Annotated in this window: 13 protein-coding genes; 7 read left to right on the top strand and 6 right to left on the bottom strand. The window is 65.1% G+C overall.

Features of this window, described 5'->3' with window-relative positions; genetic code table 11:
- Positions 1-263 precede the first annotated feature (263 nt).
- Positions 264-1,154 (bottom strand): serine hydrolase, encoded by an 891-nt coding sequence (locus tag ACZY08_RS05005; protein WP_463743462.1) that lies wholly within the window; start codon positions 1,152-1,154, stop codon positions 264-266.
- Between the two features lie 156 nt (positions 1,155-1,310).
- On the opposite strand from ACZY08_RS05005, the gene ACZY08_RS05010 reads away from it, so the two are divergent.
- Positions 1,311-2,204, top strand: a complete 894-nt coding sequence (locus ACZY08_RS05010; protein WP_463743463.1) for an NHL repeat-containing protein — start codon at positions 1,311-1,313, stop codon at positions 2,202-2,204.
- 26 nt (positions 2,205-2,230) lie between these two features.
- Here the strand turns inward: ACZY08_RS05010 and ACZY08_RS05015 are convergent, their stop codons facing one another.
- Both ACZY08_RS05015 and ACZY08_RS05020 read right to left on the bottom strand, forming a co-directional pair.
- Positions 2,231-3,067 carry a peptidoglycan-binding domain-containing protein gene (locus ACZY08_RS05015; RefSeq protein ID WP_463743464.1) on the bottom strand — a complete coding sequence of 279 codons (837 nt, stop codon included), beginning with the start codon at positions 3,065-3,067 and terminating at the stop codon, positions 2,231-2,233.
- Between the two features lie 111 nt (positions 3,068-3,178).
- The gene (locus ACZY08_RS05020; RefSeq protein WP_463743465.1) at positions 3,179-5,230 is read right to left on the bottom strand and encodes an AMP-binding protein; all 2,052 of its coding nucleotides are present in this window, start codon (positions 5,228-5,230) and stop codon (positions 3,179-3,181) included.
- 141 nt (positions 5,231-5,371) lie between these two features.
- On the opposite strand from ACZY08_RS05020, the gene ACZY08_RS05025 reads away from it, so the two are divergent.
- From ACZY08_RS05025 to ACZY08_RS05040, 4 genes are all read left to right on the top strand, one after another.
- On the top strand, positions 5,372-6,151 hold the full coding sequence (locus ACZY08_RS05025; RefSeq protein ID WP_463743466.1) for a DUF1906 domain-containing protein: 780 nt from the start codon (positions 5,372-5,374) through the stop codon (positions 6,149-6,151).
- Positions 6,152-6,173: 22 nt separating this feature from the next.
- Positions 6,174-6,932: an SCO6745 family protein gene (locus tag ACZY08_RS05030; protein ID WP_463743467.1), complete on the top strand. Its 759-nt coding sequence runs from the start codon at positions 6,174-6,176 to the stop codon at positions 6,930-6,932.
- 11 nt (positions 6,933-6,943) lie between these two features.
- On the top strand, positions 6,944-7,591 hold the full coding sequence (locus ACZY08_RS05035; RefSeq protein ID WP_463743468.1) for a maleylpyruvate isomerase family mycothiol-dependent enzyme: 648 nt from the start codon (positions 6,944-6,946) through the stop codon (positions 7,589-7,591).
- Positions 7,592-7,684: 93 nt separating this feature from the next.
- Positions 7,685-9,664: a peptidoglycan-binding protein gene (locus tag ACZY08_RS05040; RefSeq protein ID WP_463743469.1), complete on the top strand. Its 1,980-nt coding sequence runs from the start codon at positions 7,685-7,687 to the stop codon at positions 9,662-9,664.
- Positions 9,665-9,674: 10 nt separating this feature from the next.
- Here ACZY08_RS05040 and ACZY08_RS05045 read toward each other — a convergent pair whose 3' ends face one another.
- Together ACZY08_RS05045 and ACZY08_RS05050 are read right to left on the bottom strand one after the other, a co-directional pair.
- Positions 9,675-10,706, bottom strand: coding sequence for a fused (3R)-hydroxyacyl-ACP dehydratase subunits HadA/HadB (locus ACZY08_RS05045; protein ID WP_463743470.1), 1,032 nt, complete (start codon positions 10,704-10,706; stop codon positions 9,675-9,677).
- Between the two features lie 103 nt (positions 10,707-10,809).
- Complete coding sequence (locus ACZY08_RS05050; RefSeq protein WP_463743471.1) at positions 10,810-11,385, bottom strand: PadR family transcriptional regulator; 576 nt, start codon at positions 11,383-11,385, stop codon at positions 10,810-10,812.
- 102 nt (positions 11,386-11,487) lie between these two features.
- Here ACZY08_RS05050 and ACZY08_RS05055 point away from each other — a divergent pair, with 102 nt between their 5' ends.
- Complete coding sequence (locus ACZY08_RS05055) at positions 11,488-11,904, top strand: nuclear transport factor 2 family protein (RefSeq protein WP_463744150.1); 417 nt, start codon at positions 11,488-11,490, stop codon at positions 11,902-11,904.
- A 24-nt stretch (positions 11,905-11,928) separates the two neighbouring features.
- Here the strand turns inward: ACZY08_RS05055 and ACZY08_RS05060 are convergent, their stop codons facing one another.
- Entirely contained in the window at positions 11,929-13,767 is a 1,839-nt protein-coding gene (locus tag ACZY08_RS05060) for a hypothetical protein (protein WP_463743472.1), read from the bottom strand.
- Between the two features lie 172 nt (positions 13,768-13,939).
- Here ACZY08_RS05060 and ACZY08_RS05065 point away from each other — a divergent pair, with 172 nt between their 5' ends.
- Positions 13,940-14,278 carry an ArsR/SmtB family transcription factor gene (locus tag ACZY08_RS05065; RefSeq protein WP_463743473.1) on the top strand — a complete coding sequence of 113 codons (339 nt, stop codon included), beginning with the start codon at positions 13,940-13,942 and terminating at the stop codon, positions 14,276-14,278.
- The last annotated feature ends 3 nt before the right edge of the window (positions 14,279-14,281 follow it).

Raw genomic sequence — 14,281 nt, forward strand, 5'->3', positions numbered from 1 at the left:
GCACGGCCGGCGCCCGCTCCGCCGGTGGAGCTGCCAGTGTCTGCAGACGCCACCCAAGTGCCTGAGGCCAGCACTGCCCCGATCCCCAGTGCAACCGCAAGTCCCCCAACACGACCCACATACGCCGATGCGTTCATGTGGTCCTGATTACACGACCCGGACTACTTGCATGGTCAAATGCCAACCATTGACCGATGGCGTATCGAATACGGCGGTGCGATCACCGTGGGAATGTCTTTGCCTGAGCGCCGTTTCAGCGGCCTTCAGACGTGCCCGCCGGGGAATATCGTCTTTACGGCCTGCGTGATGGTGTTGCGCGCAGCGGCGGCGTCGCCCGGTTCCAGGGAACTGATCGCCATGACGTAGCGGCGGTCGGGTCCGATCGCGCCGGTGGAGACATGTAACTGGTTGCCGCCGTTCCAGCAGCAGAACCATCCTTGCTTGACCGCCACCGGTTCGGCATAGAGCCCATCCGGGATGCCGAAGCGCTGCGGGTATCCGTCGGTTCCCGTGGGTGTGGATTGAGCGAGGTTGCCCACGATCACGCTGGTCTGTTCGGGAGGCAGCCCGCCACTGCCGTCCAGCAGCTTGTCGTAGTAGCGCACCAGGTCGCTTGCGGTGCTCTGCGTGACGTCCCAGTGCCCGTTGGAGGGCGCGGTGGTGCCCGACAACCCGTATCGCGCCACGATGCGTGCGATGACGGCGTTACCTCCGCTGCGGTCCCAGAAGGTCTGGGCCGCGCCGTCGTCGGAGGAGCGCAACATGATGTCGAGCGACTTGCGGTCGGCAGCAGTCAGTTTCGTCTCGCCTTTCGATTCCTGCAGCAGCAGGTCGTCGGCGATGAACAGCTTGACCACCGAGGCGATCGGGAAGGGTTGGGTGGCGCCGTTGGAGATGACTTGGCCGGTGTCACGGTCCAGGACGACGACCTCGATGTCGGCACCGGACTTGGCCGCCTCGGCGGTGGCCTGACGGGTCCGGGCATCGAGTCCGTCCAACGGCGTGATCGGTGCCTGCGGGGCGATCACCGGCGCCTGGGCGACGTCCACAGCTGATGGCATGCCCGAGGCATGTGCCACACAACCATTGACGAGCATCGCCGCGCTGACGATCGCCATACCCGCCAGCGACGGGTTCGACAGCCGCCTCCACATAAAGTCCTCCAATTGGTCCAGAGCCAGGGCAGCTGGGATGGACTCTGCGCCCGCCGGTCGTCCTAGCTTAATGGGGCCACCCAGACGGTCGCAGAGGTGAGTCGAGGCCTGAAGGATTGGGGCTCCGGCGATCGCACGGGGCCTAGGATTCGTGCCGTGGGGATGGAAGAGATGAAACTGCGTCTGAGCAAGGGATTCGTCTTCGGAATGGTCGCTGCGGTGGTGGGCAGTGTCGTGGTGGCCTGTTCGCCGGGATCTGCGCCGACCGCGCTGGTGGCGGACGTGCCGCTGCAGTCGGGTGAGCAGACCACGCTGCCGTTCAGTGCATTCGATTACCGGGAGATGGGCGCCGACGCGAAGAACGTCGTGTATTTGGGTGGTACCGGCGGGTTCGCGACGTTGCTGCCGGGGGCAGACCATCCGGCGCCGATGAAGCCCAGCGGCAATCCCCAAGTATCGACGTTCGGGGTTGGGCCGGATGGCCGACTGTCGTTCATCACGCCCGACGGCGTGGTCGAGACGATCGCACCCGGATCTACCGCTTCTGAACCCTTGCCCTTCGGCAAGATCACCAAGCACGGCCAGATGGCCGTGGGCCATGATGGCTCGGTTTATCTGGCCGACAACCAGCGCGGCAAGCTCCTGAAGTTCATGCCCGACGCGGCTGCCCCGGCCGACCTTCCTGTCGAGATCGTCAACGGGTTGGGGCACCTGGTGGTCGATGCCGACGACAACGTGTACGCGGCCATGGACGGCAAGGTCGTGAAGATCGCCAAGGACGCCGATAAGGCCGAGCCGGTTGACGGGGCACCGGAGAACGTGGGTGGCCTGGCGGTGGACGCAGCGGGCAATCTTTATGCCACCGACCGTCAGGCGGGCTCGGTGTTCCGGATGCCGGCCGGTGGGGGTGACTGGGTGCAGCTGCCGTTCAAGGATCTTCAGCGCCCGTCCGCCATCACTGTCGACGGCGACGGCAATGTCTACGTGATGAACATGAATGTCCGCGCCACGGACACGAGGGACACCATCGTCAGGCTCGCCGCCGAGTAGTCCGGGTGGGCCGACCATGTTGTGGGTCAGAACATTTCGACGACCCAGACCTCCATGTCGAATTGCGGATTCCCAGGATCGGCCGGATCTGCGATGCGATGTTGCTGAATGACGGTGCCGAGACTGAGGATGTCCGCGCGTGGGGTCGCGAACTGCACTTGGGTCGATGCATAGGTGAAGCGGCACCCACCGACGAGGGCGGATTGCGCCAACCGCCGGATCTCGTTGAGGGTGACCTGATTGATGGGTGCGCTGCGCATGCAGATGTCGCTGGCGCAACCGCTGGCCAACGTAGCCGTCAACGGCCGGCCATGAGCGTGCTGAGCCTCGGTGGCGAAGTCGGAGAACCCGAGATAGTCGGTTTCGCCCTCACCGTAGAGGTTGAGTCTCATGGCGTTGCCGATGGGGCTGATCGGGGTCCCTTGATGCTGCGCCCGGCCGTCGGATCCAGGCGCGGTGACGCGCGGTGGGGTCGGACATTGCGAATGGTCATGCGGGTCGCCCGCTTCGGTGGGTGAGACCAGGCCGTCACCCGGCGGTGTCAGGTTCTCGAATTCGACGACGTCGTCATCGAGACGCTTGATGGTGCCCTTGCCGACGATCCTGTCCGCGGTGACTTGCCCGGGACCCAGAATCCCGCGCTTGTTCTTGTAGGCCTCCACGGCGTCGCCGGTGCCTTCTCCGTACTGGCCGTCCACGCTGAGCCCGGCGGCATCGACCTCGTTGAGGGCAATTTGGATTCGCCGCACATGCTCGCCGACGCCGTGGAGGCCCTCCCCGATGTGCGCGGCATCCGTCACCAGGCAGCTCTCGAGCTGCGCGTCAGGAGCCGGCGAGGTGAACAGCATGCTTCGAAGTCCCATTTTCGGTCCGCCTCTCGATTCAGCCTCGGTGGCTGCTGCGTGGTGGATCCAATACTGGGTGCGTGTGTTTCGGGTTGCGCGCGTAGTCCGCTACTCGACTTCCGCGGACAATTATCCGTCGAGCAAACTGCGTTTGATGATCTTGCCGGTAGTGGTGCGCGGCAACTTGTCGAGAAACGTGACGTCACGTGGAATCGAGAAGCGGCTCAGGCGGTTCCGAATGTAGTTCTTGACCATCTCCTGGTCCAGGGAAGCCCCTTCGGCAACGACGACGAACGCGGCGAGCCGTTGACCGAACACCGGATCGGGAACGCCGATCACCGCCACTTCGGAGACCTGAGGCAACAGTGCGAGTGCTTCTTCGACGGGCCGCGGAAACACGTTCTCGCCGCCGGAGATGATCATCTCGTCGTCGCGTCCGGCGACGAAGAGCCGCCCGCTGGCGTCGAGGAATCCGACATCGCCGGTGTCCATCAGTTGGTCTTTGACGGCAGGTGACGCGGCGTTGGTGTATCCGTCGAACAGCATGTCGTTGCCGACGAAGATGCGACCGACAGCGCCGACGGGCACGGGGTCACCCGCCTGATCGAGTATGGCGATGCGGGTACCCAGCGGTGGTCGACCAGCGGTGGTCGGGGCAGCGCGCAGATCGGTCGGGTCGGCGATCGTTGCCCACGACACTTCGGTCGAGCCGTAGAAGTTGTACAAGATGTCGCCGAAGGTGTCCATGAACTGGATGACGGAGGCTCCGGGGATCGGTGACCCACTGCTGGCGACCACCCTCAGCGACGATGTGTCGTACCGCTTGATCACTGCGGCCGGCAACTCAAGAATTCGCTGCAGCATGACCGGAACGGCGATCAGGACGGTGCAGCGTTGCCGGGCAATGGTTTTCAGACACTCTTCGGCGTCGAACCGTTCCATCAGCACGACCGTCGCCCGCAGCGCGGCACTCACCTGCAGCGCGGCCAGGCCCCAGGCATGAAACAGTGGCGCGGCCACCAGCATCACTTCGTCGCGACGCAGCGGCATCCTTGACAACATCGCGGCGATGGTGCCGAAGCCTTGTGGCGTGGGTCGACGCGCACCCTTCGGTGTGCCGGTCGTGCCGGAGGTGAGAACGACCAGCTTGCCCGGCTGCTGGGGAGGGGTCAGCGGCCCGTTGTTGGTACCGGCCGAAATCAGGTCGTCGATCGAACGCCGCTGCAGTACAGCCGATGCGGGGCGTGTCGCAATACGTGGAATCTCGGCGGGGAGGTAGCGCACCTGCTGCTCGAACTCCTCGTCGACGAATATGGCGTCGACCGCATGGCGGCGGATGATCTCTTCGATCGGGTGAGCGGCCAGGCCGGTGTTGAGTAACACCAGGTCGGCACCCAGTTTGCTGGCCGCCACCATGCATTCCACCATCGCCGAATGATTGCGTGCCAGGATCGCGAGCTTGCTGTTTGCGCTGAAGCCAACGGTGGTGAGACCGGAGGCAATGCAGGTGGTGCGCTCAGCCACTTCCGCATAGGTCGACTGCCCGAGGCTGTCGATCGACGCAATGTTGCGGGGTGATCGCGCAGCGGCGGAGTTGAGTCCGCCGGCCAGGGTGAATCCCCATTTGGACAGGGAGTTGAGCTGTCGAAGGCCGCGATCCGGTCGGGATGCCCGCACCACACCGCTGACGATCATGGTCTTGGCGACGCTGAGCTGCAGTGAACGCATGTCGCCCATGTTCACCAGCAGCGACGTTTGCTTACCCGCCAAATAGTCGGCAATTTGCCGCAGGCCGTCTCGTACCCAGTTCTCGACGGCGCTGTCGTCGATCTTGGCCAGGTCAGGGTGGAGCCGGCCGACAGAGAAGGCTGTCACGGCGATCCGGGTGTCGTTCGCCCCCGGGTTCAGTCGAATCGACACGGAACTGTCAGGCATCTGGGTGGCGTGAAGCAGCATCTCCCGGCCCGAACGGCGAACTGTCAGGTTCATCTCGTGGACGACGACGGTGCCGCGGGGAGTGGAGAAACGGACCTCGAACTGCTGTGCGTGGTCGGAGATCTGCTCGCACGACCCGAGTCCGCGAAAGAATCGCGGGTAGCGGTCGGGTGACTGCAGGATCTCCCAGATATCCGGACACGGGTGATCCAGCAGCACGTCGAAATCAATCACGTCACGTCGCACGGTGGTCCTGTCAGTCGATCGTCTGTTCGCTCGGCCGCCAACTGAGTGAACACATTGTGGTTGATCTGTCCGCGGTACGGAGCAGTTCTGGCTCCAACGCCGTGATACCCACCCAATGCATCAGGAGATACTCTTCCTTTCGTGACGCGATCCGCTTCACGGCGTGAAGTCCTCAGATATGCCGCTGCGCTCGCTCCCGTGCTGGCCGTCCCGGGTGCGTTGGCCGCATCAGCCGGCACACCGACGGCCTCAGCCGACGGTCTGCAACTGGTCGATTTCGCCGACCGCCTCGTCCAGCCCGAACAGATCGAGTCCGCCGGGTTCGGCGGCGCGTTGGTGTACGTATCCGAACTACGGCCCGGCGCCACGTTCGATTTCAAGCCGGTCACCCGTGACTATGCGGACCGGCTCCGGGCGGCAGGCCTGCAGATCGTCAGCTGCTATCAGTTCGGCAAACCCGGATGGCCGACGCCGTCGGACTTCACCCGCGGCTACGACGGTGGAGTGGCTGACGCCCGGACGGCAGTGGGGCTCCATAGCGCAGCCGGCGGTCCGGCATCCGCGCCGATCTTCTTCAGCGTCGACGAGGATATCGACGCCGCAGCCTGGAAAAGGCTGGCAGTCCAATGGTTTCGGGGAATCAACTCGGTCCTGGGGGTGGCCCGCACCGGAATCTACGGGGGCCGCCGTCAATGTGGCTGGGCGATCGCCGACGGTGTGGTCGGTGCCTCGAGCAGCCCGGGGCACCGATGGGCCTGGCAGACAAAGGCCTGGTCGCGGGGTGAGCGTGAGCCGGCTGCGGTGCTGTTCCAGCGGGAAGTCGTGACCGCATCCGACCCAGGTTTCGTGATCGACGGAATTCATGTTGACGTGAACGACGTGCTCGCGGCCGATTACGGCCAATGGGATCTCGCCCGATAATGCACCAGGAGGAATCACCGTCATGACCAACACCGACATGCTGAGCGCTGCCGCCGCCACCGGTACCGCGATGGAGCAGGCAGTCGCGATCTTCATGCTGCATCCGGAGAATTTTGGAGCCAGCATCGCCGCCGGCTACCAGAATCCGTTGGCGGGGTACGTAGCCGGCCGCGGTGGCGTTCTGGGCGAGGCCACCGGAGCCACTGTCGGCGCTGTTTTCGCGGTGTTCGAGCCGACGGGCCTCGCCGCGATGTGGGACGAGGGTGTCGCGGTACGCGGCGCCGTCGGTGCGGCGCAACAGTATTGGGAGCAGGCCGCCGAGTTCGGGCGCAAGTACCTGTCCGGCGCCCAGGGGCTGGACCGTATCTCCGAGTTGGGGGAGAAGATCATCGCCGCGACGCCGACGGCGGGGCTGCCGCTGTTCGCCGGGTGGCGCGCGATGCCGTTGGCCGACGACGCCCCGGCGCGGGCGCTGCAGGTGATGTTCGTGCTCCGTGAACTGCGTGCCGGTGTGCACTTCAACGCCCTGACGATTTCGGGCATCGCGCCGGTGGAGGCCCACATGCTCAACAAGGGGCCGCAGTACACCGCGATGTTCGGTTGGCCCGAGCCCTTCGCCGACGGTGAAGACAAGAAGGACCAGTACGCCGAGATCGAGCAGGCGACCAACCGGCGGATGGTCGGGATCTTCGAGGCCGCTCTCGATCCGTCCGAGGCGGACGAACTTGCCCGCCTGAGCACTGAAGCGCTGGCCTCGTTCAAGGCCGGCGTCCCAGCCTGACCGACCGATCGATGCGGTTGAGCCGAGAGGAACGCGAGCGGGTGTTCGCCGTGGTGGCCGACGAACGCCGGTCGATCGCCGCGCTGGTACAGGGGCTCGATGCGGACCAGTTGGCCACGCCGAGCTTGTGCGCCGGCTGGGATGTGAAGACCGTTGCAGCGCATCTGGTCAGCGATTTCACCGACGGCTCCTGGGGGTTTCTGGCCAGCGGTGTGCGCCACGGCAACATCGACCGCGGGATCGATGCACTGGCCCGCCGCCGGGCGAAGGCTTCACCCACCGAGATCGCCGAGACGCTGCGCCGTCGCGCCGACTATAGGCTCAGCCCGCCCATCACCGGTCCGCTGTCGGGCCTGACGGATGTGTTGGTGCACGGCGCTGACATGCGCATACCCCTGGGGCTTCCGCATCAGCCCGATCCGCAACACGTCGCGCGGGTGCTCGATTTCCTCACCAGCCGAACGCAACTCGGATTCTTCCCGCACCGACGCCTCCGCGGTATCGAGTTGCACGACGAGGACACCGGCCGGACGTGGGGTGAGGGCGAGACAATCGCCGGTCCGGGTGTCGCGATCATGCTGGCGGTGTGCGGGCGCACCGTCGCGTTCGGCAATCTGTCGGGCCCCGGACTGCGCGTCCTGCAGTCGCGGCTGGGGTGAATCTCGAACACAGGTAGTTCGGTACTCACGACTTCCGGCCGCGGCGACGCTTGACTTGCCTTCACGTACACGGCACGTGATGGGTGAGAAGTCATGCGACACGGAAGAGATAGTTTTTTCGTTGTAGGGGAGGGCATCCTGACGGCCGACGACGCCGCTGAGACGGCGTTGATCGCAGGAGCGGATCCGGTGTCGCATCTTTCGGATGTGGATGAACTCAGGCAGTTCCGGTTCTCGCGCATCGGTCCATCGGGTGTGCCGGCGAGTCTGGAACTCGTGACGGCGCTGTCCGGGGCGATCACCGAGGCGGCGTCGGATATCGATGGGGAGATCCCGGCAGGATTCACGTATCTGGGCCAGTTCGTCGACCACGACTTGACCAGGGACAACACGGTGGATGACCTCGGTTCGGATCTGACGGTGGACGAACTCGTCCAGGGCCGTTCTCCGGCACTCGATCTCGACTCGCTGTATGGCCATGGGCCCGCCGTCGACGCGCAGTTCTACACCGATGGACTGCGTCTGAAGATGGGAACCACCGCGCCCATCGGCGACCTGCCCGCCTTCGACGGACACGATCTGCCACGAGACCCGCAGCTGAGCGATGCGCTGATTCCGGACCCCCGAAACGACGAGAACCTGGCTGTGGCCCAGACGCATCTCGCGTTCATCAGGTTCCACAACCGGGTGGTGGGCACGATTGCCCCGGGGCCCGTGGCGGGCATGTTCGAGGCAGCTCAAGAGCGGGTGGTCAAGCACTACCAGTGGATGCTGCGCACCGACTACCTGCCGCGGATCGTCGACCCCGGGATCGTCGAGGACGTGTTCACCAACGGTCGCACCCTCTTCGAGACGTCGGTGGTACCAGGGGACGCACCGACCATGCCGATCGAATTCTCGGTCGCAGCATTTCGGGTGGGCCACAGCATGGTCCGAGATGCGTACAACTGGAATCGGCTGTTCGACAACGGCGGCGGAACCCTGGGGTTTCTGTTCAATTTCTCGGGCACCAGTGGTTCGGTGACAGGCCGGTTCCCGTTGCCGTCCAATTGGATCGCCGACTTCCGCCGGCTGTACGACTTCGGCGAGGCCGGGCGCCCCGACCTGGTTGTCCAAGCGGCCAGGTTCAACAAGGCACGCAACATCGACACCCGGCTCACCGATCCGCTGGCCGACATGCCTGCCGGTGCGTTCGGTAGTAAGACGGCTCAGTTCCCACCGCTGCATGCCAATCTCGCGTTCCGTAATCTGTTGCGCGGCAACATGGTGAAGCTTGCCAGCGGCCAGCAGATGGCGAAATTGGTCGGCGTCGCCGCATTGAGCGAGAAGCAGATTGTGGATGGCGAGGGCGGGGGAGTCGACTTCATCGGTCTGGATCCGGGTGTGCGCACCGAGTTCGTCGAGAACACGCCGCTGTGGGTTTACATTCTGCGCGAGGCTGAGCTCAACGGTGGTCGGCTGACCGGCGTAGGGGGCCGCATCGTGGCCGAGACGTTCCACCGCGCGATGGAAGGTAGTACGTATTCCATTGTGCGAGATCCTCATTGGCGTCCGAGCTTGGGACCCGACCCGTTGACCTTCCGGATGGTCGATCTGTTGCTGTTCGCCTTCGAGGGTCGCGCCGACCTACTCAACCCGCTGGGAGACGAGCCCGGTCAGCAGCCCGAGATCGTCGAGCTGAACCGCGGTGAGGACGGGCCCCTCGTCAAGATCCTGCAGCATCTGTTGCGGGCCAGGCGGTTCGACCTGAGGGCCGATGGCGTCTTCGGTCCGATCACGGAACAGGCGGTGCGCCGGTTCCAGGGCAACCAGGGCATCGCCGTGGACGGCATCGTGGGACCGGTGACCTGGAGTCGGTTGTTCATCGTGGTCCGCCGCGGCAGTAGGGGTGAGGCCGTCAAGGGCGCGCAGGTCCGGATGAACCTGCGTCAGGCTGCGCCGATCGCTGTCGACGGAGACTTCGGCCCCCGCACCGAGCGGGCCGCTCGGGAGTTTCAGCTCACCCAGGGCTTGGATGCCGACGGCATAGTCGGTCCGAGCACGTGGCGCCGGTGCGTGTCCGGACCGGTGTAGCGGCCGGCTGTCAGCGGAAGCAGATGTTCAGCGTCGCCAGGCCGAAGATCTTTTTGCCATCGGACTTCGCCGCGAGCAGGACGACGCCGGTACGGGTCTCGGGGTCCAGCGACTTGATCTTTCCGCTGAACTCGATGTCGCAGCCTTCCTTGGCCGACACGATCGCCGGCTGGGACAACCGCACCGCATAGCGGGTGACGGCACCGGGGTCGCCCGACCATGCGGAGATGAATCCGGCGCCCAACCCCATGGTGAGCATGCCGTGGGCGATCACATCGGGGAGCCCGGCGAGCTTGGCGATCTCCTCGTCCCAGTGGATGGGGTTGGCATCGCCGGCCACGCCGGCATAGTTCACCAGGTCGCCGCGGGACAGTCGGGTGTGGTGCACCCCGAGCTCGTCGCCGACCTTCAGGTCGTCGAAGGACAGTGTCCCGGGCGTGCGGGTGAGGCCTGCCTCGGAAATCGGCGCCGCGGCTTCGGGGCGCACGGTCTTCTGGTAATCGGCGTCGGAAGCGCCGACTCCCGATAAGTCAACGTCGTGCATCATCGCGTTCTGGACGGCGGTCATCGTCGCCGGATTGATGTCGTCCGCCGTCACGCCGACGACGGTGGTGTGCAGAGTGTGAACGCGCTCGCCCGCAGTGTCGGTGAAGGTGTTCGTGACGGTGATCAAGTCGCGCCCGGCAATCCTGCGGACCGCTGTGAGTTCGATGTCGATCTTCAGCTCGTCGCCGGCCACGATCGGCCGGTGCTGTTCGAAGACTTCCTCGGTCTGCAGGTAGGTGTCGTAGCCGACGACCACCGATTCGAACATGCGCCGATTGCAGGCCATGGCCGGGGTCGACGTGAAGGTCAGCGGTGCGACCAGTCCGGAGTACCCCAGCTTCGCGGCGGCGTCGACGTCCCAGTGTGCGGGGTGGTAGTCCTGCACGGCACGCGCGTACTCGCGGACCTTCTCGCGGCCGACCAAGTAGAGGCCGTCCGCCTCGTAGTAGTGGCCGACTCGGGCTTCGAGCGCCGACGCTTCTGGTGCTGCGGTCATGGGTTTGCTCAACTTTTCTATCGGCTTGTTCGCTGAAGCCGACGAAACACACTAACGTCTGGCGACCACCGCGATCCACATCGGTGCGTATCCAGGGGGACCGTCATCGAGGCGGCCGACCTGCGGCGGCCAGTCGCTGTTCGATTACGGCCAAGGCGCGGCTCGCCCAATCGATGTTCTCTTCCTCGAACCGGATTCCACGCAGGAGGGTCAGGTAGGGGCCGATTCGCTCGGCCTCGGCCAGATACGCGTCTTCGGTACGTCCGGCGAGTAGGTGGTCCTGTGTCCGCCGGTAGCGCGCGAGCTTGGCCCTGGCCCAGTGCAGGCGTTCGGTGAGCGAGCCGCGGACGGCTTCGATGTTGCCGGAATCCGCGGCCTGGATCTGTACCAGGAGGTCTTCGCGGATCGCCCCGGGTTTCGGAGGCAACTCGGTGAACTCGAGCAGCGCCTGCCGCCCTGCGTCGGTAAGTGAGTACAGGCGCTTGTTCGGCCGCCGGTCCTGCTCGACGAGGCGTGCGGTGATCAGCCCATCGGCGGCCATGCGGTCCAGCTCGCGGTAGAGCTGCTGGGGGGTGGCCATCCAGAAGTTGGCGACCGATGCGTCGAACCCTTTCGCCAGGTCATAGCCCGATGCCTCGCCGTCGAGGAGAGCAGCGAGGACTGCGTCGCGTAGGGCCATGCGCCGATGCTAGCAGCGAAGTGATTAATCAAAATGTTGACTATGGGAACTTTGCCCGCCTAACATCGCGGCCAGTTGACGAAATGGCTGATGGAGGTTCAGATGCATCCGTTCCGGGAAGCAGTGGAGGCCCGCGACGAGGCCGCGATCGAGGCGCTGTTGGCCGACAATGTCGTGTTCACCAGTCCGGTGGCCTTCAAGCCGTATCCGGGCAAGCCGATCACCGCTGCCATCCTGCGTGCGGTGATGCGGGTGTTCGAGGATTTCCGGTACATCCGGGAGATCGCCGACGCTTCGGGTCATGACCATGCCCTGGTCTTCGAGGCCACGGTGGACGGAAAGCGGATCACCGGTTGCGACTTCCTGCATCACGATGACGAAGGCAAGATCGACGACTTCATGGTGATGGTCCGGCCGCTGTCCGGTGCGACCGCCTTGGCCGAGGCCATGGGCGCGCAGTTCGAGCGGATCAAACAGGAAGCCGCAGAACAGATTCAGCGAGAATCCGCTCGTGCCTGATCAGCGGCCGCTCCTGCCTGATCCTCAGGGCCTGATCAGCGTCCCCGCGTCCGAAGCCGCCTTCTGCAGTTCCGGAATGGTCATGTCGGCGTAGTCGGCGTTGACCGGGCCCGACGGGTTTCCCAGCCACGGCACCACGCCGGGGTCGGGATTGACGCCCAGGTGGTAGGCCTGGACGCCGGGCAGGTGGTACTGGAGGAAGTTGACCGCGATGTCCGCGACGAAGATGGCGGCACCGATCGGGCCGGTGCTCAACAGCGCAGCCGAGTTCATCAGCGGTATGGCGGCGTCAGGATTGCCGATCATCACGATCGAGCCGTAGTGGGGCTTGGTGCCTCCGCCGGGCACGTACTCCGGCACGAACGGCTGCAGTCCGGGCAGGTCGGTGGAGAAGTAGGCCGCGGTGTCGCCGTAGGTGAGCACGTTGACGAACCCGGAGTCGGCGCCATTGCCCGGCACCGTCGAATTGAGGCCGGGGCTCTCAAAACCGATGCCGCCGACGCCCGTCTGCTGCGCCACGTATGCGGCTTCCCAACCGCCGAGCGAGTGCCCGGTGACAAAGATGTCTTCCTTGCGGTAGCCCTGCTCGAGGGCCGCGGCCTCGACCTCCTGCTCGAAGGCCACTGAGTCGATGAAGGCCTGCGGTGTGGTGTCGGTGAAGATCACCTGCGTATCGGCGATCACCTGAGAGACCGCGATCAGCGGGTTGTGGAGCAGGTTTGTTCCGCCTGTCGTGCCCTGGTAGGCGATGATGATCTGGCCATCGGGTGTCACCCACGTCTTGGCGGACATACCGGTCAGCACATTGGTCGATTCCATCTGTTTGCCGTTGACCACGAACGGTTTCAGGTCGCCCGGGGCGCCGCCCCACACGTACGCGGCGGTCGCGGCGTTGAGGAACTGTGAGACGGTCGGGGTCTTGCCGGTGGTGGGTCCGTCGTAGGTCATGGTCGGCGGTACCGGTTGCCCGGCAGGAGTTTTGGTCAGCCCCAGTTGACCTTCGATCTCACGGAACGCCGCGAAGAGGGCATTGTTGATCGGCGCGAAGTCCAGCGGACTCTTCGGCCCGTTGGCGGAGGTGGTGATGTCCAGTACCTGCAACACCGTGTTGACGATGCGGCCGGGCAGCTCCGCGATCTTGGCGATCGGCGACAGCGGCTCGGGGGGTTCTGGAGTGGTCTTGGTCGTGGTGGTGACCGCGGCGACCTTGGGGGTGGTCAGCGGGATCGTCTTCGCGGTGATGTCGGGAACAGTGCGAACCACGGCGGTGAGATCCGGCAGGGTGGCCTTGCCCGTCGGAGCCTGTGACACAGTCGGCGCCGATGCCTGCGCCCGCCGCGGCACGGAGTCCGGGAGCGCGGCCGGAGTGATCGCCGCTGGGCGCTTCGCTGTCGCGTCGGGTGAGAAGTCGGACTTGGCGAGGCGGGTGCCGTCGGCCCGGATCGGAGCGGATGGCTTGATGGTGCGGAGTCTTCCGCGAACGACGTCGGCGATCGACTCTTGCTGCGGTGCTGTCGAATTCGGCTGTGAATCGGGCGAGCTGTCGTCGTCGTCAGACGACGTCGCGTCCGGAGTTGTCGTACCGGCAGCGTCCGGGTCGTTGGTCTTCGCGGGCGGCGACGGCCGGTTCGGACGTGTGCCATGCCGGCCGGTCGGCTTCTTGGGTCCGTGCCCGGTTCCCGCACTCGAGTGACTCGATGACCCCGGTGAGCTCGAGGAACCCGAGGCGCCAGGGTCCGCCCATGCGACCGCATGCCCGTTGGCGCCTGCGATCCCGACACCGATTCCGATGGCCGCGACCGCCAGGCCGTACCGCAGCGGTGTACGTCCCGCGTTCTCCGGGCAGCGCGAACTGTTCGCCATTATCGGTGTCCCCCTTGACATTCCATGTCAAATGTCCGCGTCCGCCGGTGACGGGAATGTCAGCCGTCGCGAGCACACGCCGGCCCAATATATATGACAACGTGTGATGCCAGTCACGAATTCTGAACGAAGCCCTTGACAACATACAACCAATTGGTTGTATGTTGGGGTGGTGACCGAGAGCGACGAGGACCGGGCAGACGCCCTGTTCCACGCGCTCGCCGATCGGACCAGGCGGGACATCATGCGCCGGGTCCTGGCGGGTGAGCACTCGGTCTCGGTGCTCGCGGCGAAGTACGAGATGAGCTTCGCGGCAGTGCAAAAGCACGTCGCCGTGCTGGAGAAGGCCGGGCTGATCACCAAGCGACGCAATGGTCGTGAGCAGCTGGCGAGCGGCGATGTGGAGGCAGTGCGGTCGGTGGCGACCATGTTGACTGAGCTGGAACAGGTTTGGCGTGGACGCATCGCCCGCATCGATGAACTGATCTCATCTGACCCCAAGGAGGACTGAACC

The organism is Mycobacterium sp. IDUB_9, assembly GCF_055419505.1.

What these genes read in the sequence shown, in the direction of transcription:
- ACZY08_RS05005 (WP_463743462.1), bottom strand. Translation starts at nt 1,154, where the DNA reads ATGTGGAGGCGGCTGTCGAACCCGTCGCTGGCGGGTATGGCGATCGTC.
- ACZY08_RS05015 (WP_463743464.1), bottom strand. Translation starts at nt 3,067, where the DNA reads ATGGGACTTCGAAGCATGCTGTTCACCTCGCCGGCTCCTGACGCGCAG.
- ACZY08_RS05030 (WP_463743467.1), top strand. Translation starts at nt 6,174, where the DNA reads ATGACCAACACCGACATGCTGAGCGCTGCCGCCGCCACCGGTACCGCG.
- ACZY08_RS05035 (WP_463743468.1), top strand. Translation starts at nt 6,944, where the DNA reads ATGCGGTTGAGCCGAGAGGAACGCGAGCGGGTGTTCGCCGTGGTGGCC.
- ACZY08_RS05040 (WP_463743469.1), top strand. Translation starts at nt 7,685, where the DNA reads ATGCGACACGGAAGAGATAGTTTTTTCGTTGTAGGGGAGGGCATCCTG.
- ACZY08_RS05045 (WP_463743470.1), bottom strand. Translation starts at nt 10,706, where the DNA reads ATGACCGCAGCACCAGAAGCGTCGGCGCTCGAAGCCCGAGTCGGCCAC.
- ACZY08_RS05050 (WP_463743471.1), bottom strand. Translation starts at nt 11,385, where the DNA reads ATGGCCCTACGCGACGCAGTCCTCGCTGCTCTCCTCGACGGCGAGGCA.
- ACZY08_RS05055 (WP_463744150.1), top strand. Translation starts at nt 11,488, where the DNA reads ATGCATCCGTTCCGGGAAGCAGTGGAGGCCCGCGACGAGGCCGCGATC.
- ACZY08_RS05060 (WP_463743472.1), bottom strand. Translation starts at nt 13,767, where the DNA reads ATGGCGAACAGTTCGCGCTGCCCGGAGAACGCGGGACGTACACCGCTG.